Annotated in this window: 25 protein-coding genes; 11 read left to right on the top strand and 14 right to left on the bottom strand. The window is 62.3% G+C overall.

The genetic code is table 11. The features are described 5' to 3' along the window. Positions 1–25: 25 nt before the first annotated feature. The 6 genes from LOY67_RS17855 to LOY67_RS17830 form a co-directional block, all read right to left on the bottom strand. Positions 26–1,042, bottom strand: coding sequence for an arginine N-succinyltransferase (locus LOY67_RS17855; RefSeq protein WP_265063754.1), 1,017 nt, complete (start codon positions 1,040–1,042; stop codon positions 26–28). A gap of 125 nt (positions 1,043–1,167) precedes the next feature. Continuing rightward, positions 1,168–2,517, bottom strand: coding sequence for an APC family permease (locus LOY67_RS17850; protein ID WP_265063753.1), 1,350 nt, complete (start codon positions 2,515–2,517; stop codon positions 1,168–1,170). Between the two features lie 61 nt (positions 2,518–2,578). Then, positions 2,579–3,331: an N-formylglutamate amidohydrolase gene (locus tag LOY67_RS17845; protein ID WP_265063752.1), complete on the bottom strand. Its 753-nt coding sequence runs from the start codon at positions 3,329–3,331 to the stop codon at positions 2,579–2,581. Then, positions 3,315–4,664, bottom strand: coding sequence for a glutamine synthetase family protein (locus tag LOY67_RS17840; RefSeq protein WP_265063751.1), 1,350 nt, complete (start codon positions 4,662–4,664; stop codon positions 3,315–3,317). The genes LOY67_RS17845 and LOY67_RS17840 overlap by 17 nt, the downstream gene beginning before the upstream one ends. Then, a complete protein-coding gene (locus LOY67_RS17835) occupies positions 4,661–5,305 on the bottom strand; it encodes an isochorismatase family cysteine hydrolase (RefSeq protein WP_265063750.1) in 645 nt (214 codons plus the stop codon). The genes LOY67_RS17840 and LOY67_RS17835 overlap by 4 nt, the downstream gene beginning before the upstream one ends. Before the next feature lie 2 nt (positions 5,306–5,307). Continuing rightward, positions 5,308–6,159: a MurR/RpiR family transcriptional regulator gene (locus LOY67_RS17830; RefSeq protein WP_265063749.1), complete on the bottom strand. Its 852-nt coding sequence runs from the start codon at positions 6,157–6,159 to the stop codon at positions 5,308–5,310. Positions 6,160–6,447: 288 nt separating this feature from the next. Between LOY67_RS17830 and LOY67_RS17825 the strand changes: the two genes are divergently transcribed. Both LOY67_RS17825 and cobF read left to right on the top strand, forming a co-directional pair. Continuing rightward, a complete protein-coding gene (locus LOY67_RS17825) occupies positions 6,448–7,014 on the top strand; it encodes a histidine phosphatase family protein (protein ID WP_265063748.1) in 567 nt (188 codons plus the stop codon). Then, a complete protein-coding gene (cobF, locus tag LOY67_RS17820) occupies positions 7,011–7,766 on the top strand; it encodes a precorrin-6A synthase (deacetylating) (RefSeq protein WP_265063747.1) in 756 nt (251 codons plus the stop codon). The genes LOY67_RS17825 and cobF overlap by 4 nt, the downstream gene beginning before the upstream one ends. A gap of 105 nt (positions 7,767–7,871) precedes the next feature. On the opposite strand, the gene ftrA is transcribed toward cobF, so the two are convergent. Beyond that, positions 7,872–8,831, bottom strand: coding sequence for a transcriptional regulator FtrA (gene ftrA, locus LOY67_RS17815; protein ID WP_265063746.1), 960 nt, complete (start codon positions 8,829–8,831; stop codon positions 7,872–7,874). Positions 8,832–8,931: 100 nt separating this feature from the next. On the opposite strand from ftrA, the gene LOY67_RS17810 reads away from it, so the two are divergent. From LOY67_RS17810 to LOY67_RS17795, 4 genes are all read left to right on the top strand, one after another. Continuing rightward, the gene (locus LOY67_RS17810) at positions 8,932–9,366 is read left to right on the top strand and encodes a rhodanese-like domain-containing protein (protein WP_265063745.1); all 435 of its coding nucleotides are present in this window, start codon (positions 8,932–8,934) and stop codon (positions 9,364–9,366) included. A 348-nt stretch (positions 9,367–9,714) separates the two neighbouring features. Then, the gene (locus LOY67_RS17805; protein ID WP_265063744.1) at positions 9,715–10,494 is read left to right on the top strand and encodes an ABC transporter substrate-binding protein; all 780 of its coding nucleotides are present in this window, start codon (positions 9,715–9,717) and stop codon (positions 10,492–10,494) included. Positions 10,495–10,689: 195 nt separating this feature from the next. Next, on the top strand, positions 10,690–11,802 hold the full coding sequence (locus LOY67_RS17800; RefSeq protein WP_265063743.1) for a M14 family metallopeptidase: 1,113 nt from the start codon (positions 10,690–10,692) through the stop codon (positions 11,800–11,802). A 63-nt stretch (positions 11,803–11,865) separates the two neighbouring features. Next, complete coding sequence (locus LOY67_RS17795; protein WP_265063742.1) at positions 11,866–12,582, top strand: alpha/beta hydrolase; 717 nt, start codon at positions 11,866–11,868, stop codon at positions 12,580–12,582. 197 nt (positions 12,583–12,779) lie between these two features. Here the strand turns inward: LOY67_RS17795 and LOY67_RS17790 are convergent, their stop codons facing one another. From LOY67_RS17790 to LOY67_RS17780, 3 genes are all read right to left on the bottom strand, one after another. Beyond that, a complete protein-coding gene (locus LOY67_RS17790) occupies positions 12,780–13,367 on the bottom strand; it encodes a hypothetical protein (RefSeq protein ID WP_265063741.1) in 588 nt (195 codons plus the stop codon). 90 nt (positions 13,368–13,457) lie between these two features. Beyond that, the gene (locus LOY67_RS17785; protein ID WP_265063740.1) at positions 13,458–13,742 is read right to left on the bottom strand and encodes a hypothetical protein; all 285 of its coding nucleotides are present in this window, start codon (positions 13,740–13,742) and stop codon (positions 13,458–13,460) included. Between the two features lie 93 nt (positions 13,743–13,835). Beyond that, the gene (locus tag LOY67_RS17780; RefSeq protein ID WP_265063739.1) at positions 13,836–14,786 is read right to left on the bottom strand and encodes a nucleoside-specific channel-forming protein Tsx; all 951 of its coding nucleotides are present in this window, start codon (positions 14,784–14,786) and stop codon (positions 13,836–13,838) included. 192 nt (positions 14,787–14,978) lie between these two features. Here LOY67_RS17780 and selD point away from each other — a divergent pair, with 192 nt between their 5' ends. Both selD and mnmH read left to right on the top strand, forming a co-directional pair. Continuing rightward, positions 14,979–16,013: a selenide, water dikinase SelD gene (selD, locus tag LOY67_RS17775; protein WP_265063738.1), complete on the top strand. Its 1,035-nt coding sequence runs from the start codon at positions 14,979–14,981 to the stop codon at positions 16,011–16,013. Next, a complete protein-coding gene (gene mnmH, locus LOY67_RS17770) occupies positions 16,013–17,116 on the top strand; it encodes a tRNA 2-selenouridine(34) synthase MnmH (RefSeq protein ID WP_265063737.1) in 1,104 nt (367 codons plus the stop codon). Before selD ends, mnmH begins: the two co-directional genes overlap by 1 nt. A gap of 162 nt (positions 17,117–17,278) precedes the next feature. Here mnmH and LOY67_RS17765 read toward each other — a convergent pair whose 3' ends face one another. After that, positions 17,279–18,331 (bottom strand): permease, encoded by a 1,053-nt coding sequence (locus LOY67_RS17765; protein ID WP_265063736.1) that lies wholly within the window; start codon positions 18,329–18,331, stop codon positions 17,279–17,281. A 206-nt stretch (positions 18,332–18,537) separates the two neighbouring features. Further along, a complete protein-coding gene (locus LOY67_RS17760) occupies positions 18,538–19,212 on the bottom strand; it encodes a histidine phosphatase family protein (RefSeq protein WP_265063735.1) in 675 nt (224 codons plus the stop codon). A 337-nt stretch (positions 19,213–19,549) separates the two neighbouring features. On the opposite strand from LOY67_RS17760, the gene LOY67_RS17755 reads away from it, so the two are divergent. The 3 genes from LOY67_RS17755 to hemB all read left to right on the top strand — a co-directional run bounded on the left by LOY67_RS17755 (position 19,550) and on the right by hemB (position 22,190). Then, positions 19,550–20,248 (top strand): glutathione binding-like protein, encoded by a 699-nt coding sequence (locus LOY67_RS17755; RefSeq protein WP_265063734.1) that lies wholly within the window; start codon positions 19,550–19,552, stop codon positions 20,246–20,248. Between the two features lie 8 nt (positions 20,249–20,256). Then, entirely contained in the window at positions 20,257–21,102 is an 846-nt protein-coding gene (locus tag LOY67_RS17750) for a PhzF family phenazine biosynthesis protein (protein WP_265063733.1), read from the top strand. Between the two features lie 113 nt (positions 21,103–21,215). Next, positions 21,216–22,190 (top strand): porphobilinogen synthase, encoded by a 975-nt coding sequence (gene hemB / locus LOY67_RS17745; RefSeq protein WP_265063732.1) that lies wholly within the window; start codon positions 21,216–21,218, stop codon positions 22,188–22,190. Between the two features lie 121 nt (positions 22,191–22,311). Here the strand turns inward: hemB and LOY67_RS17740 are convergent, their stop codons facing one another. Continuing rightward, complete coding sequence (locus LOY67_RS17740) at positions 22,312–22,692, bottom strand: RidA family protein (RefSeq protein WP_265063731.1); 381 nt, start codon at positions 22,690–22,692, stop codon at positions 22,312–22,314. Between the two features lie 436 nt (positions 22,693–23,128). Next, a complete protein-coding gene (locus LOY67_RS17735; protein WP_265063730.1) occupies positions 23,129–24,037 on the bottom strand; it encodes a LysR family transcriptional regulator in 909 nt (302 codons plus the stop codon). Positions 24,038–24,117: the final 80 nt, after the last annotated feature.

The raw sequence follows: 24,117 nt of genomic DNA, 5'->3' as shown, positions 1-24,117 counted from the left end.
TTCAAGGCACGACATTGCATGACGTTCATAAGGCAACCACCCGGATCTGCTGCCCATCAGTGACTTCCAGCGCTGTGAGCATCTCAGGCGTCAGGGACACCGGGTCCTCGCTGCCGACATCCAGTTCAGCCACGATCGCCCGGTAATGGCCCAGGCTGTCGTTGCTCACCAGATAGCGACCCCGGGCATCAATCTGCGAGTTTTTCCGGGCCGAAGCCATACGACTTTCGGCGATGGAGCGAATATTTGCGGTGCGTGCATGCAGCGTCGGTCCGCCATCGAAGAGGTCCACGTAGCTGTTGGTTTCGAAACCCTCGCGCTCGAGGATGTCGAAGGCTTCCTGACCGTCGGGATGCACCTGGCCGATACAGGCCTGGGCCGCAGGCGGCAGCATGGGCACGTAGATAGGGTACTGGGGCATCAGCTCGGCGAGAAAAGTGCGACTCTGCAAACCGCACAAGCGCTCGGCTTCGGCGTAGGGCAAGTCGAAAAAATGCTGGCCGATGGCGTCCCAGAACGGCGACTGGCCGTCTTCGCTGCTGTAGCCGACGATTTCCGTGATGACCGAATCGGCGAAGCGGTGCGGATGAGCGGCGATGAACATCAGTCGGGCCCGGGACAGCAGTTCCGAGGCCGGCGTGCGCACCTGTTCGGTGTCGATGTGAAAACCACGCAGCAGGGTCTGGCCATTGAGGTCCTGGCACAGCGACAGTGCCGGCACGCCGTGGCGGATGTTCAGCTCCCGCGAGGCGCTGGAAAACGGTCGGTTGCGCAGGCTGTAGAACGGTTCGTTGCAACCGGTGCTGGCAAGAATCTCCGAACAGCCCACCAGTCGACCGGAGACCAGGTCTTGCAACACGAAAAAATAATTCTCCCCGCCCGGGCTTCGCACATCGGCGTCGAACGAAGCGCACGAGTCGAGAATTTTCCCCCGCAGGCACTCGATATCGTCTGGAAGCGAGGTGACCCCCACCAGGCTGTCGCGGGCCAGCTGCTGCAGTTGCTGCAGATCGCTTAACTGAACTGGACGTAAGACCAGCATGGATTGCACTCCTGTTCCAGGGCCCGGTGGCTGCACCGGGCTTGACGATCACTGTCGATGTCCACGCGTTGTAACGGTTTCAACTACTGCGACGGCTGGCCGCTCCCTGCGGCCCGCTCCGGATTTCAATGACCCGCCGGGTCGGGCAGGGCGGTGTGGCTGCCGAACTTGTTGAGCGCGCACAGATAGACCAGGCCCGCCGCAATCCAGATCAGGCCGAGTTTCTGTGCATCCACACCCATGTTGTACATGATGGCCGCGACGATGCCGAAGCCGACCAGTGGGCAGACCAGGTGACGGATCAGCTGTCCGGACCGCTGGCGGCGCCAGTAGTGGTTGATCACGGTGATGTGCAGCAGCATGAAGCCGCTCAGTGCGCCGAAGTTGACCAGGGAAGTCAGGGTGTCCACGGCGTTGATGAACAGGTAGCAGATCAGCAGCGACAGCACGGCCACCAGATAGATGCTCATGTAGGGCGTGTTGTGTTTCGGATGAACCTTGGCCAGCACCTTGGGCAGCTTGCCGTCCCGGGCCATGCCGAACAACAGGCGCGACACCGCGGCCTGGGAGGTGATCGCTACCGCCACGCCCCATGCCAGCGCTGTGGCGACGGCGGTCAGGGTGGCCAGCCAACTGCCGGCTGCCAGTTCGGCGATTTCGTAGAAGGCGGTGTCGGCGGACTTGAAGCCCATGCCGGCTGCCAGGTCGGTGGCGATCCAGGTCTGCACCACGAAAATCGCGCCCATCACCAACAGGGTCACCAGCGCTGCCTTGCCGACGCTGCGTCCCGGGTCGCCCTTGATTTCTTCGGCGAGGGTGGAGATGGCATCGAACCCGAGGAATGACAACACGGCGATCGACACGGCTTGCATCAGCAGGGCGAAGTTGAAGTGTTCCGGGCTGTACAGCGGCGCCAGGGTCATCTGGCCGTTACCGGCTCCGCCATGCAGGGCGTTCCAGGCGTAGAACAGGAAAATCCCCAGCACTATCAGTTGGGCCAGCAGGAAAATGATGTTCATCCGCGCGGTGAAGGTGATACCCCGCAGGTTGACGAAGGTCGCGCTCACCAGGAACGCCAGGATAAAGCCGACCTTGGGAATGTCCGGGTACAGATGATTCAGCGCCATGGCGGCATAGACATAGAGCAGCGGCGGGATCAGCAGGTAATCCAGCAACATCAACCAGCCGGCAATGAACCCGACGTGTGGGTTTAGGCCTCTTTGTGCGTAGGAATAGACGGAACCGGCCACCGGGAAGGCCCGGGCCATGCTGCCGTAGCTCAGCGCGGTGAACAGCATGGCGACCATGCCGATGATGTACGCCAGTGGCACCATCCCCGGCGCCTCGGCGTTCACGTAGCCATACACGCCGAACGGTGCGATGGGGATCATGAAGATCATCCCGTACACCACCAGGTCCGTCAGCGACAGGCTGCGCTTCAATTCCTGTTTGTAGCCAAATGCCTCGATACTCACAAGCCGTTCTCCTTTTCAGCCAATCATTGATTTTGTTTTTTCCAGCGTCGCTGCTGCGCTATTACAGCAACGGCGCCAGGTAGGCGCTCCAGGTGCGCACCGCCTCGGGACTGCGCAGCAGGTCATTGCGCACCTCGATCAACACCGAATCCAGGCCGCGACTGTCGCCGTGGACCGGAACCGTCATGTCGCTCAACGGGTTGATCCGGTAGGGCTGGTTGCCCGCCACCCGCAGCGAATGCCGGCTCAGCCCGTCGACGATGCGCTGGGCATAGTCCACGGCTTCGCCGAACAGCACGCCGGCTTCCAGGGCGCGGGGCTGGCCGTAGAACACCGGGGTGAAACTGTGGATGCCCACCACCCGCACCGGTCGCTGGTCGGCCAGGCGCTGGTCGATCAGCGCCCGCAACCGGTCATGGAACGGGTGGAACAGACATTGTTGGCGGTACTGCCGAGTGGCTTCGTCCAGGGCGTGGTTGCCCGGGACCTGGTAGATCTCACTCTGGGGCGGGATGCTGTCCGGCACGTGGAGCGGGCGATTCAAGTCGATCAGCAGGCGTGAATAATTGGCCGACAGCAGGGTCGCGCCGAGCGTCTCGGACAGGCGCTCGGCCAGGGCCAGGGCGCCGATGTCCCAGGCGATGTGTTCATGGGCTGCCGTCTCGTCCAGGCCCAGGTCATTCAGCGCGGCGGGAATGAAACGGCTGGCGTGCTCGCACACCAATATCAACGGGTGCTCGGCGTTCTCCCGGACCAATCGGTAGGGCGGCTCGGTGTAAAGCCCCGACTCGGCGCACTCAATAGATTCGCGCATAGTGCTCACATCGCTCGGCAGGTGACAGCGCCTGGGTCAAGGCCAGTTCCTGGGCCTTCAAGGCAAAGTAGGTTTCGACCAGTGGGCCGGGCAGGGCATCCAGCAACGCCCCGCTGTGACGCAGGCAATCCAGTGCCTGGGCCAGGGTGGTCGGCAGGGCGATAATGCCACGAGTCCGGCGTTCTTCCTCATTCAAGTCGTCGGGTATTTCATCGGTGACGGCATTGAGCGCCAGCCGTTGTTCGATGCCCAGGCGTCCGGCGATCAGCAGGGCCGCCATCGCCAGGTGCGGTGAAGCGGTGGCGTCCATGGCGCGGAACTCCAGGTTGTACTGGTTCGCCAGCGGCTTGCCCCCCAGGCTCACGGTCGGGCAGATGCGCAGCGCCGCTTCGCGGTTGCGCTGTCCCAGGCAAGCGTAGGACGCGCTCCAATGGTGGGGTTGCAGGCGCTCGTAGGACACCGGCGTCGGTGCGGTCAGCGCACACAGCGCCGGCAGATGCTGCAGCACACCGGCGGCCCAGTGCCGACCGAGGCTGGACAGGCCGTTGCTGCTCGCGCTGTCGTGGAGCACCGGATCGCCGTCCAGGTCTTGCAGGCTCAGGTGCAGATGCACGCCGTTGCACACGGCATCTGCCGAGGTCTTGGGAGCGAAGCTTGCGTCCAGGCCCATTTGCCGGGCGATCTCGCGGGTGATCTCCCGCACATTCACCGCCCGGTCGGCGGCGGCGACCCCCAGGGTCGGGCGGCAGGTGATTTCATATTGATGCTTGCCGTATTCGGGCAGGAACATTTCCGGCTCGACGCCCCCGGCCCGCAGGGCGCTGAGCAGCCATCCGGCGAACCCGGCCTGCTGGCGCTGGGCCTGGAGGCTGAAGGCCAGGCGATCGGGTTGGGGCAGGGGGGATCTGAGATTGAACTCATGCTCGAAGGCGGCGAAGACCTGCAAGCCCAACTCGTTGCGATAGCGTTCCACTTCGTCATGCAGCAGCGTGCGTGGGCAGGCGCCCCAGGGCCGTCCGTCGGTTTCGCGCACGTCACAATGGATGAAGTCCAGCGCCGGAGCCTCGGGGTCGGGACCGTTGCTGAGGGTGACCCGGCTGGACAGGTCCGGCACCAGTCGCAGGTCGCCATACGCACCCCAGGGATTGCTCGAGGCAATGATGTCCTGGGGCGTCAGCGCGCTGTTGGCCGGCACCCAGCCGCAGCCGGCAGTGACGTAGTGGGGCAGTTCATCGCTGGGAAACGAGCGCCCGCGGGTCACGCCGATCAGGTCGGTGCTCACCAGCGTGGTGACGGGCAGCGGAGTGAGCGCTACGGCTTCGAGGCGGCTCATGGCTGCATCTCCTGCAAGCGACCGAGCACGGTGTCGGTGTCGGTGATCCAGCAATAACCCTTGATGGCGTTCAGGCAGGCCAGGTGACGTTGTTCGGTGTAGGTGGCGCAGGCGTCCTCCACCAACGTGACCAGATAACCGCGGTCAGCGGCGTCGCGCACGGCCATGTCGACGCACTGGTCGGTGACGATGCCGGCGACGATCAGGTGCCGGACCTGCAGGTTGCGCAGCACATAGTCGATGTTGGTGGAGTTGAAGACCCCCGAGGAGGTCTTGGGCAATACGATCTCGTTTTCCAGCGGCGCCAGCTCGGCGATGATCTGCGCCTGCGGGCTGCCCTTGGGCAGGTGCATGTCCGACAGCTTGTGGTCCAGGGAGCGGTCGCGGCCATCGGCGGTGAGGCTTTCGATGTGGGTGTGCAGCACGTTCTGCCGGGCTGCGCGCACCCCGTCGAGCAGGCGTTGCTGGTTGGGAATCACGGTCTGGCGGGCGCGGCGGATGAAATAGCTGGCTTCCGGCGTGTCCAGATGGGCATCGAACTGCGGTTCCAGCCAGGCGCGTTGCATATCGACCAGCAGCAACGCCGTGTGGTCACGGGTAAACGGCAGGTCCCGGGGGGAGCGGTGGGGGAGCGAGAACATCCTTATTTTTCCTCCAGCAGGTGCGTATTGAACTCAGCGCGCAAGGCGTCGATACCGTCCAGGCGTTCGACCAGGCCAGGACACTGCAACGCCAGGCAGGCGATCAGCGCCTCGACCTGGGCCAGCGCGGGTACCAGGCTGTCGAAGGCCGAAACCGACTCCACCGGGGCGCTGATAATCAGGTCGGCCAGTTCGCGCAGTGGCGAGGCGTAGACGTCGCTGAACAGTACGACCCGGGCGTGGCGTTCCTTGGCCGCACTGGCAACACGAAGTGCCTGGGCCTGGTAGCGACGGTAATCGAAGATCAACACCACATCCTGGCGTTGCACATCGAACAGCCGGTCCGGTAGTTGCGCATTGTCTTCCAGGGCAAAACAGCCGGCCCGCAGCAAACGCAGGTGATTGAGCAGGTATTGGGCGAGGAAGCTGCTGAAGCGTCCGCCGAAGCAATGCACTTGCCGGCCCTCGAGCAGCCACTGCACGAGAATGCGCACGTCTTCGGGCTGGGTCAGGGCCTGGGTTTCCAGGAGGCTGCGCTGGCTGGTCACCAGGTACTGGCTCCAGGTGTCGCCTTGCTGCAATTTGATCCGTGGCTGCAACATCGTGCGGGGGGAGCGCAGGCGATGGTCCATGTCGACCAGCAGTGCATCCTGGAACTCGGCATAGCCGCCGAATCCGAGTTTTTTCACCAGCCGCACAATGGTCGGATCGCTCACACCGGCATGCTCGGCCAGGCGCGACATCGGGCCCAGGCCGTTGCGTGGGTAGTGATCAAGCAGCGCGCGAACGACCTTGCGTTCCGACGGCGTCAAGATCATGCCGGGATCGGTAATAAGGTCCCTGAGAGGCGGCATCCGTGCTCCTTGCTGGATGGTGTGTTGAATTTCTTTCATAACTCCTGAAAACAGTATTTATGTAGCCATCGCTACATGTCCAGTGGTTTTTACGTTTCGTTTAAAATGCCCAAGAATGGTGCGCGAGTACTGTAGGACGGGGCCTTGGGGTGGATGGAGTGGTATGTCAGCCAATGCTTCTTTCCGTGTCAGACATAACGCCTTTTTGTCTCGGATATTTGATTTCATATAAGGTGCTGTACAAGAAAAGAGCTCAATCTCCACCCACCGATAGCGTGAGCGTCCTGCGTGCAAGTCACTCGTCTGAACCTGATCAGCCATGCCCGAACCGTCAACCAGAAACAGGCGCGCTTCGCCCTGGACGAACCCCTGGACGCTGATTGGCTGGCCAGGCGCCCGGAGGCCGGCCACGGCTATCGAAACGTTCGGCATGTCCTGTGCGGACCGGAGTTGCGCACCCGCCAGACGGCCGCATTGTTTGGTGATGAATTCCGGGTGGTGCAGGCCCTGGCCGACTGTGATCTGGGGCGGTGGCGCGGGTTATCCCTCGACGAGTTGCTCCGGGCCGAACCGCAACAACTGCAAGTCTGGCTCGATGACCCCCAGGCCACTCCCCATGGCGGCGAGTCCATCGAGCGGTTGTGTCGCCGTGTCGGGGACTGGCTGGCAAGCCTGGAAAGTGAACCGGGACATGTGCTGGCCATCACTCATCCGTTCGTGATCCGGGCGGCCCTGATCAATGTGTTGCAATGCCCGGCCGCCGCCTTCAACCGGATCGACATCGAACCGCTGTCCTCCCTTGAATTGCGTTTCAATGGGGTGTGGCGGTTGCGCACCCAGGAGTTACGGACATGAAGAAGCTTTCAGTGATCGGCATCGGTGCCGGCGATCCGGATTACCTGACGATGCAGGCGGTGAAGGCCTTGAATCGGGTGGATGTGTTCTTTCTGATGGACAAGGGGCCCGCCAAGCACACACTGCTGGACCTGCGGCGCGACATCTGTGAACGCTACATCGTTGATCGCACCTACCGTTTCGTCGAAGCCAGCAGCCCGGAGCGCCAACGCGGCGATCCAGACTACGCCTGCAGCATTGAAGAGCTGAACCGTGCGAAGCAGGCGACTTTCGAAAAGTTGATTGATGAAGAACTGTCTGACGGGCAGTGCGGCGGTTTTCTGGTATGGGGCGATCCGTCGTTGTACGACAGCACCGTCCGTATCCTGCAGGCCATTCTTGATGCGGGGCGCGGCGACTTCGAGTTCGAGGTCATTCCTGGCATCACCAGCGTCCAGGCCCTTGCGGCGCAACACAAAGTACCGTTGAACAGCATTGGCGGCGCGTTGGAGATCACTACGGGGCGGCGGCTGGCGGCGGGGCACGTGGGAGAGGCGGCGAGCGTGGTGGTGATGCTTGATGCCGAGGATGCGTACCGCCAGGTGAGCGATCCCGATACGCATATCTATTGGGGCGCCTACGTGGGGACCGCGGATGAGCTGCTCATCGCCGGTCGGTTGGGGGATGTGGCCGATGATATCGAGCGCACCCGCAAGGCGGCGCGGCTGGCGAATGGGTGGATCATGGATACTTATTTGTTGCGCAAGCGTTGACGGCTGACTGCACTCGATTGAGATCGCAAACCAGTCTTGTGGCTAGGGGATAAATCCCCTAGCCACAACAGCGCTTGCCCGAACTTACTGCATGGCCATCTGGTTTCACCCCCGCCCAAACCGCTCCCGATACACCGACGGCGCCAACCCCACCACGCTGCGAAACGCCACGCGAAAGCTTTCCACCGAGCGGTAGCCGCACAACTGCGCGATGTTATCGGTATTGTCCCTGGTGCTTTCCAGCAACTCCCGGGCTCGCGCCAGGCGTTCATGTTGCAGCCAGGCCTTGGGCGACAGGCCGCAGGCCTGGGTAAAACGGCGCAGGAAAGTCCGTTCGCTCATCGCCGCCTGGCTGGCGAGTTCGCGAACCCCGAGAGGTTCGTGCAAATGTTCACGGGCCCACTGCATAACGCCGGACAGATCGCTACGCGGCGTGCGGCTGACCGGCGACGGAATGAATTGCGCCTGGCCGCCGGTGCGCTGCGTCGGCATCACCAGCCGGCGCGCCACGGCGTTGGCGACCTGGGCGCCGAAGTCCCGCGCGACCAAATGCAGGCAGGCATCGATGCCTGCTGCGCTGCCGGCCGAGGTGATGACCTGGCCTGAATCCACGTACAGCACGTCCGGGTCTACCAGGATGGCCGGAAAGCTTTCGGCCAGTTCGTCGGTGTAGCGCCAGTGCGTCGTGGCCCCCAGCCCGTCCAGCAGCCCGGCGGCGGCCAACACGAAGGCCCCGGAGCAGATCGACAGCAGGCGCGCGCCGCGGGCATGGGCATTGCGCAGTGCTTCCAGCAAGTCCTCGGACGGCGGCTCGCTGCGGCTGCGCCAGCCGGGAATCACGATGGTCCGGGCCGTGTCCAGCAACGCCATGCCCCCATCGGCCAGCACCTGGAAGCCGCCCATGGCGCGCAACGGGCCGTCATCGACGGCGACGATCCGGTGTTCGTACCAGGGGAAATCGAACTCGGGTCGGGCCAGCCCGAAAATCTCGACGGCAACGCCGAATTCGAACGTGCACAAGCCGTCATAGGCGAGGACGGCGACCAGGCCGGGGGAGGGCTGCATTTGGCGGAAAATTCCCACTGAGTGTCTTGTGCGCCACTTTAGCGGTTAGCATGGGGCAGATAAAGTTCCTTACGCCCTCATCCCCCTTGGAGTACCCACCATGCCCAGCCCGGTTAGCGAAGTGCCTGCTGCCCCGTCCGACATTGCCTTGCAGCATTTCAGCCGTCGTCTGACGTTCGAAACAGATTGTTCCGACGTTCATGCCAGCCAACAGGCCGGCGAGGTCGATTTTGTACTGGTGGATGTCCGTGGGCCTGTGGCTTATGAACGCGGCCATGTGCCAGGCGCGATCAATATCCCAACACGCTCGATTACCGCCCAGGCGCTGGTCGCCTATCCCCAAACCACACTGTTCGTGGTTTATTGCGCCGGGCCGCACTGCAACGGCGCGAACAAGGCAGCGGTCCGCCTGGCGACCCTGGGCTATCCAGTCAAGGAAATGATCGGCGGCGTCATGGGCTGGCTTGATGAGGGCTTTCGCTTGACCGGTCTGGTGGAGCGCGTGGCGGACACGGCGGTCAGCTGCGACTGCTGAGTTGCTCGCTGGACCCTGTAGGAGCTGTCGAGTGCAACGAGGCTGCGATCCTGTCCCAGACAGCTGAATCCTTAGCGAAAGATCAAAAGATCGCAGCCTCGCTTCGCTCGGCAGCTCCTACAGGGCGCGCCGGCAGGAGCAACTTCATTGTCACGAGACACTCGTGCCTGTCAGCTTTTTCGCAAGTTTCATGGTCATCAGACAACACTGGATATTTCTATAACTATTTGTCGCCTCAACACAATTCCCCTCCTGAGTGCCCCTCTAGACTCCGGCCACTTCGGTCCTTGATGGCCGAGCGCTGCCTACCATCTGCCAATAAAAAAACCTGCGCACTCAGGAGCAAAAATGAAGAAGCTAGCAATGTTCGGTGCCCTGGCACTGTCCGTATTGTCCTTGTCGGCCGTGGCCGCAGACGCCAAGCCGATCCGCCTCGGGATCGAAGCCGGCTACCCACCTTTTTCGATGAAAACCCCGGACGGCAAGCTGGCTGGCTTCGATGTCGACATCGGCGACGCGTTGTGTGAGCAGATGAAGGTCAAGTGTGTCTGGGTCGAGCAGGAGTTCGATGGCCTGATCCCGGCGCTCAAAGTGAAGAAAATCGACGCGATCCTGTCGTCCATGACCATCACCGACGATCGCAAGAAGAACGTCGATTTCACCATCAAGTACTACCACACCCCGGCACGCTTCGTGATGAAGGAAAGTTCCGGGATCAAGGACCCGCTGACCGAACTCAAGGGCAAGAAGGTCGGTGTGCTGCGGGCCAGTACCCACGACCGCTTTGCCACTGAAGTGCTGGTACCGGCGGGCATCAACCTGGTGCGCTACGGCTCCCAGCAGGAGGCCAACCTGGACATGGTTGCCGGTCGTCTTGACGCGATGCTGGCCGACTCGGTCAACCTCGACGACGGCTTCCTGAAAACCGACGCTGGCAAAGGTTTCGCGTTCGTGGGCCCGACCTATGACGATCCGAAATACTTCGGTGGCGGCGCCGGCATTGCCGTGCGCAAGGGTGATAAGGCCCTGGCTGATAAATTCAACGCCGCTATCACCGAAATCCGCGCCAACGGCACGTACAAGAAGATGCAGGACAAGTACTTCGCCTTTGACATCTATGGGCATTGAGAGGCGATGGTTCACCTGCGTTACCTGCGTCACCTGTAGGAGCTGCCGAGCGAAGCGAGGCTGCGATCTTTTGATCTTTCGCTAGGGATTCAACTGTCTGGGACAAGATCGCAGCCTCGTTGCACTCGACAGCTCCTACACAGCTCCTACGCAGCTCCTACACAGCTTTTTCACACATTGCCATTCGGAGGCTCAATGCAACGCATCGACCATACCCTGCCATGGAGCCACCTCGGCACCGAGCGTCGGCTCAGTGTGTTTCGTTACGGTCATGGCCCGCGCAAGGTTTACATCCAGGCCAGCCTGCATGCCGATGAATTGCCCGGCATGCGCACGGCCTGGGAGCTGAAGCAACGGCTTAACGCGCTTGAGGCTGGGGGCTTGCTCAAGGGTGTGATCGAGCTGGTGCCGGTGGCCAATCCCATTGGCCTGGATCAACATCTGCAAAGTGCCCACATGGGGCGTTTCGAGTTGGGCAGCGGCAAGAACTTCAATCGTTCGTTCGTGGAGCTCAGTGCTCCGGTGGCGCAACGTGTCGGCCAGCGGCTGGGAGACGATCCGGCCGCCAATATCACTTTGATCCGCCAGACCATGGTCCAGGTCCTGGACGATCTGCCGGCGCCAACTTCGCAGCTCGAAGCCTTGCACCGCCTGCTGCTGCGGCATGCCTGCGATGCCGATATCACCCTCGACCTGCATTGTGATTTCGAGGCGGCGATTCATCTGTACGCCTTGCCGCAACAGTGGCCGCAGTGGCGTTCCCTGGCCGCACGGTTGAAGGCCGGTGTGGCATTGCTGTGCGAAGATTCCGGCGGCAGTTCGTTCGACGAATCCTGTTCCACGCCCTGGCTGCGTCTGGCCAAGGCGTTCCCCGAGGCGGCAATCCCGCCGGCCAACCTGGCGACCACCCTGGAACTGGGGAGCATGGGCGACACGCGGGTGGACCAGGCCCAGGCCAATTGCGAGGCCATCCTCGGGTTCCTCGCTGAGCAGGGTTTCATCGACGGCGACTGGCCGTCCGTGCCCACCCAATGCTGCGAAGGCTTTCCCTTTGAAGGCACTGAATACCTGTTCGCGCCGCACCATGGCGTGGTGAGCTTCCTGCGCGAAGCGGGTGAATGGGTGGAGCAGGGCGATCCCTTGTTCGAAGTGGTCGACCCGTTGAGCGATCGGGTCACCACGGTACGGGCCGGCACCAGCGGCGTGCTGTTCGCCCTGGACCGTGGGCGCTATACCCAGCCGGGGATCTGGCAGGCGAAAGTGGCGGGGCGTGAGCCGATTCGCAGCGGGAAATTGACCAACGACTGAAAAGTGCTGTCTACCTCACCGTACGGCCCTTGCCCTGGGCTATCGAATGATGGAGGAAGATCGATGTTCAAAGCGTTCGCCCTGTGCCTGTTGCTGGTCTCGTGCGGGTTGCAGGCCCAACCCTCGCTGCACACGGACTTGCCACTCAGTTATCTGGCCCAGGCCGATGAGCAGGCCAGGGACCGGCCGCTGGTGATTTTCCTGCATGGGTCCGGCAGCAACGAACAGGACCTGTTCCAGCTCAAGGATGAACTGCCCCAGCACTACAATTACCTCTCGGTGCGTGCGCCGAAGACCATGGAGCCAGGCCATTACCAGTGGTTTGCGAAGAAGGGCGAGGGCGCCTATGACGGCGATACCTCCGACTTGAAGGCCAGCGGCCAGATGCTGCTGGATTTCATCGACAAGGCCCGGGCCAAGTACTCGACGGATGCCAGCCAGGTTTATCTGGTGGGCTTCAGTCAGGGCGCGATGATGAGTTACGAAGTTGCCCTGCGGCACCCCGAAGCCGTCGGTGGCATTGCCGCGATGGGCGGGCGGGTCCTGTCCCTGCTGCAAGCCGAACTGACTCCCGACGAATCGCGTCGGTCGCTGGCCGTGTTCATCGGTCACGGCACGGCAGACCCGATCATCCCCTACCACGACGGCACCGAGGCCGACACCCTCCTGAAGACCTTGGCCCTGGAGCCGGAATTCCATGCCTACCCGGGCGTCGGGCATACCATCAGTGCCTTGGAAGTGCAGGACCTGCAGGCCTGGCTGGAGCGGCTCAATCCCTAGCGGCCCCAGTAGTCTGGGCTGACGCCATCGCGAGCAGGCTCGCTCCCACATTGGGCCCCGGGTGTCCACACCATCCACGGCACACCGAAGCCCCCTGTGGGAGCGAGCCTGCTCGCGATGGCGTCGGCACATCCAACATCAATGCCAGCAGACCCACCGCCTTCGCGAGCAACGCGATGCTGCCCACACCAAGCCCATCACTGACCACTGGCGATCTGTTTCACCAACGCTTCATGAGCGCTCTTGTCACTGGCCCGGGAGATGATCTGCACCACGGCCACGCGCGTGCCGGAGGCTCCCAGCAGCGTGGTGTCGAGGGTCGGTCCGCCACCCTGGGTGGCGCTGGTGTCGAGTTGACGCAGGCCCAGGCCGCTGCCTTTCTGGGTCAGGCTTTTTTCGCTGAGGATCTTGGCGTCCGGCAAGGCTTTGCTGCGCTGGGCGGCGAAGCCGGCCATGGTCGTGTCGAGAAACGCAGCATCGTCATCCTTGACCTTCGCACCATTGACGATGGTGTTCTCAGCCGTGATCACCACGGTCCTGCTGGTGGCATTGCTGTACATCGTCCCCGTCGCCCCCGCCGTGCCCTGGGCGGCATCGCCGGCGGGCAGCGCCGTGGCGGTGAACCCCTTGGGCAGGGTAAAGGTAAATTTGCCGCCCAGCATCGACACTTTCTGGGCAGGCAGAGTGCCGGTGGCTTTAGCCGGGGCCGAATGGGCAGGCACGACGACCAGGCCGGCAACGGCTGTCAGCAGCAGTGCAGCGGTGTGTTTACTCAGCAATGACATTGAAACTCTCGGCATGGAGGACGTGTTTGGAGGCCGATCATCCCACGGGCATCCCGCCGGACTCCAGCGCCGCAGATGCTCCCCAACACGTCAGTCAGGCTCGACATCCAGTTGCAGGCTGTCATCGGCCAGCCGTTCGGTGCGCCGGACGATCCCGCTGATGCGCCGGCCCTCGGCATTGAACACCACGATCTGGGCCTTCTCCAGATCGTCCGGCAGCGGTGGCCGGATGTGCAGCGCGAACCACGGTGGTTCGCCGTCATCGAGGCGTTTGACATCGAGCCGGCAGTCGACACTTTTGGTTTCGCGGCCGAACAGCGTATCGAGGCCGTAATCAAGATGGGTGCTGTCGGCAGCGTCGGGGGGAAGGGACATCGGCGGTCTCCTGTTGAGCACATCGGTTGATGTTCAAGTGATTCTCGCGATGACCGAAAATTCCATCGCCAATCCCCCTGACGGCTGTCCCGATCAGAATTGATAACCTACCCCAGCATAGTACCCCCAGCCATCGGAGCGGGCGCGGAAGTCGCCATCACCGAAGTTCAGTTCACTGCCATCTTCCCAGTTGCCGCCGTTGTGGAAGTAACGGCCCACCAGCATGAAGCGCAGGTGCGTGAAGGAATACAGCAATACGTTGGTCGCGACCGTGGCGTTGGCGGTGCGCGCCGGATTGTCCTTGTGCAGGTCCGAACCGAAGTCGAAGTTGGTGAAGCCGATGTAAGTCAGCGAAGCACCATTGCTGAACCGACTGATCGGCACGATGTACTTGAGTTGGGCGCGATAGCCGTCCCAGGAATATTCATTGCTGGCGCCGTAGTTTTCCCATTGATACCGACCATAGAAGTTGGCCGACAGGTTGACCCTGGAATGGGTGTCGATGTCGGTGCCCAGTCCGCTGTACAACGTGTTGCCGCGATTGGCGCTGTTGCTGCCGTGATCGTAGATCCAGTCGAACGCCACGTACCATTCCTTGAACGGCCCGATGGCCAGGCTGCGGCCCGCCAGGTAGTCGATGGAAATGCGCGGTTCGTGTTCCATGAACAGCGGCGAGCCGTGGTCCCAGGCGCCTTTGTCGTGGCTGTTGCCGATGTCGAAAATCTTCGGGATGTCGACGTAGCCATACAGTTCGAACGGCCCCTTGCGGCCGAAATATTCATACTCCAGGTACACATCGTCGACCGGTTGCGGACCGAAGCTGATGTCCTTGCTGCCGATGATCGTCAGGTTCTGGTTGTACCAATCCGACAGGTAGGCGCCTTTTTTCGGCGGGGAGGCTTCGGGACTCAGGGCTTCGCCCTGGGCAGATGCATCGGCGGGTGCGGCTTGGGTGGCGGTGCTGAGTAGTCCGGTAACGGCGGTCAGTAGCAGGGCGGCTGCAAATACGCTGGGCACGGCACAACGCCGGGAAATGAAATGCATGGAAAGTCCTTGTTCGTGCGGGCCGAAGCCCGTGTTCCTGGATGAAAGAAAACACCCCGATCAGAGGGTTCCGATGGGGCTCGCAAACGTTTGCACATCCCGTACCAGTTTCGGCCAGCCATCGCGGCACGAAAACTGAAGCTTCGACGTTGCTGCTAGAATCCCTCACCTTGATTGATGAGAGGTATGCCCATGAGCGAGCCCATTCGCCTGACCCAGTACAGCCACGGCGCCGGTTGCGGCTGCAAGATTTCGCCGCAAGTACTGGAAGTGATCCTGGCCGGCAGCGGTGCGCAGAACCTTGATCCGAAATTGTGGGTCGGCAACGCCTCCCGGGACGATGCCGCGGTGTATGCCATCGACGAAGAGCGCGGGGTGGTGTCGACCACTGACTTCTTCATGCCGATTGTCGATGATCCCTTCGATTTCGGCCGTATCGCCGCCACCAATGCCATCAGTGATATCTACGCCATGGGCGGTGATCCGTTGATGGCCATTGCGATTCTCGGCTGGCCAGTCAACGTGCTGGCCCCGGAAATCGCCCGGGAAGTGATCCGCGGCGGGCGTTCGGTGTGCGACGAGGCCGGTATCCCCTTGGCCGGCGGGCATTCGATCGATGCGCCTGAGCCGATTTTCGGCCTGGCCGTCACCGGTCTGGTGCAAAAACGCCACATGAAGCGCAATGACACCGCCACCGCCGGTTGCCGCCTGTACCTGACCAAACCCCTGGGCATCGGCATCCTCACCACCGCGGAGAAGAAGGGCAAGTTGCGCGCCGCCGACGTTGGCCTGGCCCGCGACTGGATGTGTACCCTCAACAAACCCGGCAGCCGCTTCGGCAAGCTCGCTGGCGTGACGGCCATGACCGACGTCACCGGTTTCGGTCTGCTCGGGCATCTGGTGGAAATGGCCGATGGCAGCCAGTTGACGGCGCGTATCCGCTACGACGCGGTGCCGCGCCTGCCGGGCGTCGAGTATTACCTCGACCTGGGTTGTGTACCAGGCGGTACGCTGCGCAACTACGACAGCTACGCCAGCAGGGTCGGTCGCGTCCAGGAACTGCACAAGCGCGTGCTGTGCGACCCGCAGACTAGCGGCGGCCTGTTGATTGCCGTGACGGCGCAAGGCGAAGGCGAGTTTCTTGAGATGGCCGCTGAACTGGGTCTCGCGCTGGAGCCGATTGGCGAGTTGGTCGAGCGACAGACCCACGCGGTCGAGGTGTCTTGATGGGCAATGACATCACCAATTACCGCGACATTTTCCTTAATGACCGGCCGATGATGGACACCCGCGCGCCCATCGAATTTATCAAGGGCGCGTTTCCCGGCGTGGTCAATCTGCCGCTGATGACCGACATCGAGCGGCAGCGGGTCGGTACTTGCTACAAACAGCAGGGCCAGCAAGCGGCTATCGTCCTGGGGCATCAACTGGTGTCCGGCGAAACCAAGGCGCAGCGCATCCAGGCCTGGGCCGACTTTGCCCGGGCCCATCCCGACGGTGTGTTGTATTGCTTTCGGGGCGGCCTGCGCTCACAGATCGTCCAGCAGTGGCTCAAGGACGAAGCCGGCATCGAATACCCCAGGGTGGGTGGCGGCTACAAGGCGATGCGCACGTTCCTGCTGAACACCGTTGAGCAAGCGGTCGCCCAGTGCGATTTCGTCTTGCTGGGCGGCATGACCGGTACCGGCAAGACCGAGGTGCTGGTCCGGTTGGGCAACGGGTTGGACCTGGAAGGTTACGCCAATCACCGGGGCTCGAGTTTCGGCAAGCGTGCCACGGGGCAGCCGTCCAACATCGATTTCGAGAACCGCCTGGCCGTGGATGTGCTGAAAAAGCGCGCCGCCGGTATCGGGCAATTCGTGGTGGAAGATGAAAGCCGGATGGTCGGCAGTTGTGCCTTGCCGTTGCCGTTGTACCAGCGCATGCAACAGATTCCGATGGTCTGGCTTGAAGACAGTGTGGAGCGGCGGGTCGAGCGGATTCTGCGAGATTACGTCATCAACCTGAGCGCCGAGTTTGTCGCCGTGCATGGCGAGGAAGGGTTCGCGCTGTTCTCCGAGCGGCTGCTGGCGAGTCTGGACAATATCCACAAGCGCCTGGGCGGCGACCGCCATCGGCGCCTGATGGCAATCATGGAAGCCGCCCTGGCCGAGCAGGCCGACAGCGGTGCCGTCGACTTGCATCGCGGCTGGATCGAAGGCTTGCTGCGTGAGTATTACGACCCGATGTACGCGTTCCAGCGGGAAAAGAAGGAGAGTCGGATCGAGTTTGCGGGGGAGCAGGCGGCTGTGCTCGAGTATCTGCGTGAGCGCGCCGCCCGGACAGGATGACCTCGGGACCTCGTAGGAACGGGTTGCCGCTATCGCGAGCAGGCTCGCTCCCACAGTGGATTTGCAGTGGACGACACCTCTGCGATCACCTCAGGCCCATGTGGGAGCGAGCCTGCTCGCGATAGCGGTGGATCATCCGGCGGCGATGTCAGTCTTGAAACCTTAAAGCAACACCGCCCCAACCAACCCGCAGACAATGCCGACCAACATGGTCAACAGCGCCACGGTCACCAGTACCCGGGCATCGAAGTCCTTGCGCAGCATCAGCAGCGACGGCAGGCTGATGCTCGGCAGTGTCATCAGCAACGCCACGGCCGGTCCGGTGCCCATGCCCAGGGTCATCATCGTTTGAACGATAGGGATTTCCGCTGCGGTAGGAATCACGAACAGCGTGCCGACGATAGCCAACGGCACCAGCCACACCAGGCTGTTGGCCATGGCGCCATCGACATGGGGAAACAGCCAGACCCGTGCCGCGCCCAGGACCAGCACTGCCAGCACATAGACGGGAATGGTGCTCCAGAACAACTGCCACAAGGTCCGTCCCCAACGGGTCAGGAAGGGCTGTGCATCGGCCTCGCTGGCCTCGGTCACGGCTTCTACGGCCGCCTCGGGCAGCACGTCGGGCCGGGCGATGCGCTGGGCCACCATCGACACGCCAAACACCAGCACAATGCCCGCCACCAACCGCAGGGCGGTGAAACCCCAGCCCAGCACGAAGCCCATGAAGACCAGGGTCGCGGGGTTGAGCACCGGGTTGCCGATCCAGAAGGCCAGCGCCGCGCCCACCGAGACATTCTGCCGACGCATCCCGGCCGCCACCGGCGCCGCGCAGCACGAACACATCATGCCGGGCAGGGCGAACAGCCCGCCGCGCAGGGTCGAGGCAAAACCGGCCTGGCCGAACAGGCGCAACAGCCAGTCACGGGGAATCAACACCTGCAACAGGGAGCCGAGGATCACCGCCAGCACCGCCGCCTTCCAGATCGCTAGGAAGTACACCTTGGCGTAGGCCAGCGCGGCCATCAGCGGCGCGGTCTGTGCGTCGTTGAGGATCGAGCTGCCGATGCTGTGGTTATCGGCGGCGACAAACGCCTTGAGGTAATAGGGCGACCACTTGACGTAGTAGAGGCCGACGCAGGCCACCAGCAGGAACAGGGCGGGTTTCCACCAGAACGACCAGCCCCGAACGGGAGCGGCAGAAGAGAGAGACATGGCGAAGGTCCGGGCAACAGGGATGTGGGCGCATCATACCCTGTGGCGAAAAAGCCTGCTGTGACGACGGGACTTGCGCCGGGCTGCGTCCCGTAGGAGCTGTCGAGTGCAACGAGGCTGCGATCTCTCCACTGACAATTGCATCTCAAGCGAAAGATCAAAATCAAAAGATCGCAGGCTTCGCCAGCTCCTGCGATACCTGCCGCTTACGTCGGACAGGTTTTCCGCCCGTTATCCAGGCCTTGCTTGTAGCTCTGGCTGGAGAGGCTGGCCTTGCCGTTGTGCCAGGTCAGGGTCAGCACGTACAGCGAATCGAAGTCCCCCGACGCCCAGTCTTCGGTAATGGTCTGATTCTTGCCCACGGCTTCGCCGGCCACCTTGTTGATCAGCTCCGGCAGGTAGCCGTGGGACCAGGCCGTGTAGATGGTAGCGTTGTGGTACTTGTCGTGCAGCAGTTCGTCGGCCAGGGCGCTGGTGTCGTTGGCTGAATACTCGATATTGACCGGCAACCCGAGCTTGATTGCGCTCGGGCTGATGGTCATCAATGGGCGAATGTAGCTATAGGAGTTGTCCTTCTCGCCCTCTTCGACATTGCGGGTAGGGTTGGCCGCGAACACGTAGTCGGCCTTGCCGAATTTTTGCGGCAGCAGGGTGGCCAGGTCGATGGCGCGGTTGAGGCCCTGGCAATTGAGCTGGCCCAGACCACCGGCGGGCTTTTCGGCGTGGCGCAGGAACACCAGGGTCTGGATGCCGTCGACCGGCTGGGCGCGACTGACGCTGGACTCCAGTGACAGCACCAGGCCGCAGACCACGAGCAGCGTCGGTAGCATCAGCCATGAACGGCGTTTCAGGTGTCTGGCAAAATTCAGAGGATTGATCATCGGATTGTGTTCTTCGGCTGTCTCGATTCAGGCTTCGAGTCAGGCTGACAAACCCTGGCACCACGAAGTCCAGGCTTCGGGTGTTTTCCTTGTCGTTATGCCGCTTCGATTCCTTGGGGCATTGCTCTGAGTCTCCTGAAGCCCTTTGGTTCGATCCTGCCACGGCTCTCTTCCGTGAGATGGGGTGAACATTAGCGACAGGATGTTGCGGAATTAATAACGGCCGGAGTGAATAGCGTGACGTTTTGGATTTAGCGGAGTGAGGAGGCCTTTGCTGATGCCTCCAAAACGATCCTGAATTATGCTCCACCCTTTCCCAGTCGCCGTGGAGCTCCCCATGCCCAACCTGACCCCATTCCCCATCACCCAAAAATGGCCCGCCCAATACCCTGAGTGGCTCCAGCTCTACTCCCTGCCAACCCCCAACGGCGTGAAAGTCTCGATCATGCTGGAGGAGATCGGCCTGCCCTACGAACCCCACAAGGTGGATTTCGGCAGCAACGATCAGCTCTCTCCGGAATTCCTCTCCCTCAACCCCAACAACAAGATCCCGGCGATCCTTGATCCCCATGGGCCGGGCGACCAGCCGTTGGCGTTGTTCGAGTCTGGGGCGATTCTGATTTACCTGGCGGACAAGAGTGGTCAACTGCTGGCCCAGGAAGCGGCGGCGCGCTACGAGACGATTCAGTGGTTGATGTTCCAGATGGGCGGGATCGGGCCGATGTTCGGGCAGTTGGGCTTCTTCAATAAGTTCGCCGGCAAGGACTATGAAGACAAGCGACCTCGCGACCGTTATGTCGAGGAAAGCAAGCGTCTGCTCAAGGTACTCGACGGTCGCCTGGAAGGACGTGACTGGATCATGGGCGAGCGCTACACCATTGCCGACATCGCCACGTTTCCCTGGGTGCGCAACCTGATCGGGTTCTATGAGGCCGGCGATCTGGTGGGCATCAAGGATTTCGCCAATGTGACGCGGGTGCTGGAACGCTTCCTGGCGCGGCCGGCCGTGGTTCGGGGCTTGAAGATTCCGGAATGAGCAAAGCGATGACGCGTCGATTCGATTTCAAGCAACTGGACGTGTTCAGCGACGTGCCGCTCAAGGGCAATCCATTGGCCGTGGTGCTGGGGGCCGATGGGCTCGGTGATGAGCAGATGGTCGCCTTTGCCAACTGGACCAACCTCAGCGAAACCACTTTCCTGTTGACGCCGCGCCATCCGGAGGCGGACTACCGCGTGCGTATTTTCACCACGTCGACCGAGTTGCCGTTTGCCGGGCATCCGACCCTGGGCAGTTGTCATGCCTGGTTGGAAGCCGGCGGCGTGCCGAAAGGTCGGGAGATCGTGCAGGAATGCGGCGTAGGCCTGGTAAGAATTCGGCGCAGTGAACGCGGGTTGGCGTTCCTGGCACCGCCGCTGCTCAAGTCCGGTCCGCTGGAGGCTGATGTGCTGGAGCGGGTGCGCAGTGGCCTGAGACTGCCGGCCGAGGCGATTGTCGACGCGCAATGGGTCGATAACGGCGCCGGTTGGCTGGCATTGATGCTCAAGGATCGCCAGCAGGTGCTGACGCTCAAGCCCGACTATCGCCAACTTCTGGATTTGGCCGTGGGGGTCATCGCACCTTGGGATCCGGCGGTGGACGGCGCCGAGGCTCAATTTGAAGTGCGGGGTTTCATTGCCGGCGATGGCATGCCGGAGGACCCGGCCACCGGTAGCCTGAATGCCGGGCTTGCCCAGTGGATGTTGGGCAAGGGGTTGGCGCCGTCGTCTTATTTGGTCAGCCAGGGGTTGACCATGGGCCGAGCCGGGCGGATTCAGGTCGAGCAAGTCGGCGAAGACGTCTGGATCGGCGGTGCGGTGGTGACCTGCATCAATGGCTCGCTGAGCTTGTGAGCGGATTATTGCCCTGCCGGTAACACTCTGTTTTCCAAGCGACGTTTGTGCCCTGGTCGGTCAGGGCATAAGCTTTGTCCCCTGTGATTTCCACCCATTTGCCCAGGAGTCCCATGTCCAGCCAGTTCCCTGAAGCACGTCCACGCCGTCTGCGTCGTAATGCGAGCCTGCGCAGCCTTTTCCAGGAAACCGAGTTCACCTTGAACGACCTGGTCCTGCCGATTTTCGTCGAAGAAGAAATTGATGACTTCGTGCCGATCAAGAGCATGCCGGGTGTAGCGCGCATACCTGAATCGAAACTGGCCGGCGAGATCGAGCGATATGCTCGTGCGGGCATCAAGTCGGTGATGACCTTTGGCGTGTCCCATCATCTGGACAGCGACGGCAGCGACACCTGGAACGAGCGTGGCCTGGTGTCGCGCATGGCCGCGATCTGCAAGGACGCGGTGCCGGAAATGATCGTGATGTCCGACACCTGTTTCTGTGAATACACCGATCACGGTCATTGTGGCGTGCTTCACGGGCATGAAGTGGACAACGATCGGACCCTGTTCAACCTGGGCCGGCAAGCCGTGGCAGCGGCCCGCGCCGGTACCGATGTGATCGCACCGTCCGCGGCGATGGATGGGCAGGTCCAGGCGATTCGCAAGGCCCTGGATGAAGCCGGGTTCAGCCAGACGGCGATCATGGCCTATTCCACCAAATTCGCCTCGGCGCTCTACGGTCCGTTCCGCGAGGCGGGCGGCAGCGCTTTGAAGGGCGACCGCAAGAGCTATCAGATGAACCCGATGAACCGTCGCGAGGCGCTGCGCGAATCCCTGCTCGATGAGCAGGAAGGCGCCGACGCGCTGATGGTCAAACCGGCCGGAGCCTACCTCGACATCATCCGTGACATTCGCCAGGCGTCGAACCTTCCTCTGTCGGCCTATCAGGTCAGTGGCGAATACGCGATGATCAAGTTCGCCGCCCAGGCCGGCGCCATCGACGAAGCCCGCGTGGTGCGCGAAAGCCTGGGCGCGATCAAGCGGGCAGGGGCGGACCTGATCTTTACCTACTTCGCGATGGACCTGGCATCAAGCGGCATCTGAATCTAACACAATTCCTCGTGGGAGCGAGCCTGCTCGCGATGACGTCGGCACAGTCAACATCCCAGCCAGCCGACACACCGCGTTCATGAGCTCGCCGCCCACGCAAGCATGCAGTGTGCCTTCAGCCTTTCGCCGCCATCGCCGTCACTTCCACCCGCATCCCCTCGACCCCCAGTGCCGCCACGCCGATCGCGGCGCGAACCGGCCAGGGCTTGGCAAAGAAGCGTTTGTACACTTCATTGAAGGCCGCGCGTTCGGTCATGTCGGTGAGGTAGATGGTCAGGTGCAGCACCCGGTCCATGGAACTGCCGGCGCGCTCCAGTGCAGTCTTGAGCGCCTGTAACGTGCACTCGCTCTGCAGGGTGATGTCGCCCAGTTCCAGGCTGCCGTCGGCGCGCGTCGGGATCTGGGTGGAAACCAGCAGGCCGCCGAAGCCGGCGACGTCGGAGGAAATGGACTCAACGTCCGGGTCAGGCGTGAACGTGATGTCTGGGTTTGCCATGGAAAATCTCTAGCTCGAAAAAGGGTAGGGGATCGGTCAAAAACCACGCTCAGTCTAACGCCCCTTGCCGAGTCTTTCGTGATTTCCTCTTTCGATCCCGCGCTTGGTGTCAGCGCGAGCCCCACTGCTGGGCCGAAGACACACGCCCGGGTTGCGGTTCAACCACCGCCGCATGCACCGTCATCGGCCGGTGTCATGTATCTCCGAGCGCTGGCGACCGGGCTTGGTTCGATAATCCTCGAGGCGAGCGGATGAGTGGGCGTTGGGGTGGATCAGTTTGCTGTGACGCCGAATGTGCCACCGCCATCGCGAGCAGGCTCGCTCCCACACTGGGACTTCAATCGACAGGAAAATCTTTTGTCGGTCCAGATCCCCTGTGGGAGCGAGCCTGCTCGCGATGGCGGTGGGTCAGCTTGCGAAATGCCATGCCCCCACGCTATCCCGGATCCCGGTTGGCCTGGATAAAATCCACGAACGCCCGCAACGGTGAGGGCAGGTAGCGGCGGCCGGGATAGTAGAGAAACGGCCCGTTGAAGCGCTGCCACCAGGGCGTCAGGACCGGCTCCAGTGCGCCGCTGTCCAGATAGGGCTTCAACCAATCCTCGAACAGGTAGATCACGCCCAGCCCATCCACCGCGGCTTGCACTGCCAGGTCCACCGCGCCTGCCACGCGGAAGATCAATGGACCGCTGGGGTCGACGCTGACGATTTCACCGTCACGCTCATATTCCCAGAGCGGCATGGCCCCACTGGGAAATTTGCCCCGCAGGCAGGCGTGCTGGAGCAGGTCCCGAGGATGTCGGGGGCGTCCCCGGGCATTGAGGTATGCCGGTGAGGCGGCGGTTGCGCAGCGTTGGAACCGCGGGCCGATGGGGATGGCGATCATGTCCTGTTCAAGTCGCTCGTCGTAGCGGATGCCGGCGTCACAACCGGCCGCGAGCACGTCGACGAAACTCTCTTCGGTGACGATTTCCAGGCGAATGTCGGGGTAGGCTTTCAGGAACGGTGTGATGATCGAGGGCAACACCAGTCTCGCGGCGCTGACCGGCACGTTCAAGCGCAGGGTGCCCGAGGGGCGATCACGGAACTCGTTGACCACGTCCAGCGCGGATTCGACTTCACCCAGGGCCGGCACGATGCGCTCCATCAGCCGGGCACCGGCCTCGGTCGGCACCACGCTGCGGGTGGTGCGGTTGAGCAGGCGCACGCCCAGGCGGGTTTCCACGCGTCGTACCGCGTCGCTGAGGCTTGAAGCGGACCTACCGCTGGCCCGTGCGCCTTCCCGAAAACCACCTGCATTGACCACGGCCACCAGGGCCAGCAAGTCTTGAAGATCTGTCGTCATTGTTCTCTCGCTCGTACAGCCTGTGCCGATTGCACCTGATTATCAATGAAATGGTCAACGCCTATAGTGCGTTCTCTTCC

Source organism: Pseudomonas sp. B21-056 (genome assembly GCF_026016325.1).
Taxonomy (GTDB): domain Bacteria; phylum Pseudomonadota; class Gammaproteobacteria; order Pseudomonadales; family Pseudomonadaceae; genus Aquipseudomonas.
Note: the sequence above shows the minus strand (reverse complement) of the source record. Positions and strands in the feature narration are given on the sequence as shown.